The sequence below is a fragment of the Sphingomonas sp. genome (assembly GCF_031361285.1).
In the GTDB taxonomy this organism is placed as follows: domain Bacteria; phylum Pseudomonadota; class Alphaproteobacteria; order Sphingomonadales; family Sphingomonadaceae; genus Sphingomicrobium.
The window spans coordinates 1-2177 of sequence record NZ_JANMCO010000097.1; the positions used below are offsets into that span (position 1 = coordinate 1).

Annotated in this window: 5 protein-coding genes; 1 reads left to right on the forward strand and 4 read right to left on the reverse strand. The window is 61.9% G+C overall.

Annotation, left to right across the window (positions count from 1 at the left end; translation table 11 throughout):
* A partial coding sequence (locus RMO25_RS09070; RefSeq protein ID WP_309662283.1) for a hypothetical protein occupies positions 1 to 248 on the reverse strand: 248 nt, incomplete at its 3' end.
* A gap of 336 nt (positions 249 to 584) precedes the next feature.
* Here RMO25_RS09070 and RMO25_RS09075 point away from each other — a divergent pair.
* Complete coding sequence (locus tag RMO25_RS09075) at positions 585 to 1154, forward strand: hypothetical protein (protein ID WP_309662284.1); 570 nt, start codon at positions 585 to 587, stop codon at positions 1152 to 1154.
* Positions 1155 to 1184: 30 nt separating this feature from the next.
* Here RMO25_RS09075 and RMO25_RS09080 read toward each other — a convergent pair whose 3' ends face one another.
* The 3 genes from RMO25_RS09080 to RMO25_RS09090 all read right to left on the reverse strand — a co-directional run.
* Complete coding sequence (locus tag RMO25_RS09080) at positions 1185 to 1412, reverse strand: hypothetical protein (protein ID WP_309662285.1); 228 nt, start codon at positions 1410 to 1412, stop codon at positions 1185 to 1187.
* Positions 1372 to 1650, reverse strand: a complete 279-nt coding sequence (locus tag RMO25_RS09085; RefSeq protein WP_309662286.1) for a BrnT family toxin — start codon at positions 1648 to 1650, stop codon at positions 1372 to 1374. The genes RMO25_RS09080 and RMO25_RS09085 overlap by 41 nt, the downstream gene beginning before the upstream one ends.
* A gap of 9 nt (positions 1651 to 1659) precedes the next feature.
* On the reverse strand, positions 1660 to 2177 hold a 518-nt coding region (locus tag RMO25_RS09090; RefSeq protein ID WP_309662287.1), incomplete at its 5' end, for a ribonucleotide-diphosphate reductase subunit beta.

Consider the following 2177-nt stretch of genomic DNA (forward strand, 5'->3'; position numbering starts at 1 on the left):
GGAAAAGCGAGATGGAAGTCAGCGATTCGTTGCCGCAGGCCGGCGATATCCCGGCTGCCCGACGCGGCGTGACCGGAATAGCCGTCGGCGATCACTGTGCCGAGCCGCTCGACGCGCCCACTCTCCCAGATTTGGATATAGTGGCGGACTGTGGCCTTGCGGGCGTCAGCGCTCGCTCGATCCGGCGGTGCCGCCGCCGCGGCCGATGCCTGGACCATTCCGCAGACCAGCGCGGCGACACCAAGCAAGAGACAAACTGCGCATCTGGTCGTCGACCTGGCGGCGAAATCGGCTGGTGTGGGGTGAGGCATAGGGTGGTTATAGTCCCGACCCGCGCGGAGGATAGGGCGCGAATTTAGTGCACTGTCACCGTAATCCCACCGTAATCCCGTAATCCGCGTAATCCGAGGACATGCGGGCCAGCGGGCTGGCGCGGCGCTATTGGGGCGGCTTCAGGAGCGGGTGGTGCTGAGGGTTTCGGTTACTGTCACCGTAATTTACTGTCACCGTAATTGCGTAATTCCCCGTAATTCGTAACTCGTAATTAGCGATCAATGTCCTGATTAAATTAGGCAGGAGGGGTGATGCGTAGACCAACAAGCGTGCAGGCGCTGACCGAGCTGGGGCGGGTGCGGCTGTCGAAGAGCTTTTTCATGCGCGACATGCTGTATTCGGAAATCGCGCAAGTTCACGGGTTGCTGAACGCGCCCGACGATCCCGATTTGGCAATCGCGGCGGGGACGCGGCTGTGCGAGGAATTGCTCGAGCCATTACAGGCTGAATGGGGACGGATCGCGATCCGCTCGGCCTATCGCAGCCGTGAGGTCAACGCGCTCGGAAACGCGAAGCAGAAAGCCGGCAAGGCGGGTTACAATTGCGCGTCGAACGAGGCTAATGCGGCGGCGCATATCTGGGACATGCGCGACGCCGACGGATGCATGGGCGCGGTCGCCTGCGTCGTCGTGCCGTCATTCCGGGATGCGCACCAACAGCCCGGCGACTGGCAAATCCTGGCGCGCTGGATCGACGAGCATTTACCTTACTCGACGCTGCACTTTTTCCCGACGCTGTGGGCGGTGAACATCGGCTGGCACGAGCGCCCGCTGCGGAGGATTGACAGCTATGCGGAGCCGAAGGGACGGTTGGTCCTGTAATTAGTGCACTGTCGCTGTAATTTTATCCGGTCACGCCGCCCGTTTTCGGCTCTTCAGCGGGATTACCAGCCGCGCGTTTTCGAACCATTCGTCAGTCAGCTCGGGCGCGGCGTCGGGATTGGCGGCGATCTGGGCGGCGATGTCCTCGTCGGTCATCGCGTCGAGCTTCGCCAGATTCTCCGGCGTCGCCCACGCCTTCGCGATCGCGCGCGATTCCTCAAGCGACACCTGCACGATATTTTCTGATTTCCCGGCCATTGGCTTTCCTGAAACTGATGATGCGTCGAACGCTTTCGCGCCAGACATATACCACGACATGAATTCGGCCGCCAAATTCCTCCACCGGCCCGGTGGCGATGAACCGGGTTTCGCCATAGTCGCGACGCCGATCCTCTTCCTCGATGAACGGTCCTTCGAAAAGAAGCTCAGCAGCACCGAGCGGTAAACCGTGCCGCGCTTGGTTGGCCCGATCTTTGATCATGTCGAACTCGATCATGCCCGCCGATTACTCCGCCGCGACCCCGGCACGGGTGAACATATCCCCTTCGTCCTGCGCGGCGGCTTCCGCCCCCGCGCCATCATTCGCGGCGTCGCCTTTCGCCTTTTGCCTCCGGTCGAACGAGTCCCACACCTCGTTCCAATTCCCCCGCGTCGCCGCCTTCGAATATTCGGTCGCCCTTGTTTCGAAGAAGTTGGCGTGTTCGACGCCGTTGAGGAGCGGGGCGAGCCACGGCAGCGGGTGCTCGTCGACCATGTAGATGGGTTTGAGGCCCAATTGCCCCAGCCGCCAGTCGGCGATGTAGCGGATGTACTTCTTGATCTCCTTGGGGGTCATGCCGGTGACCGGCCCCTGCTCGAACGCGAGGTCGATGAACGCATCCTCGAGGCGGACGGTCTTCTGGCAGACGTCCATGATGTCGTCCTTGACCGCGCGGGTGAGGCAGTCGCGTTCCTTGGTGAAGGTGTGGAACAGGCGGATGATGCCTTCGCAATGGAGGCTCTCGTCGCGCACCGACCAGCTGA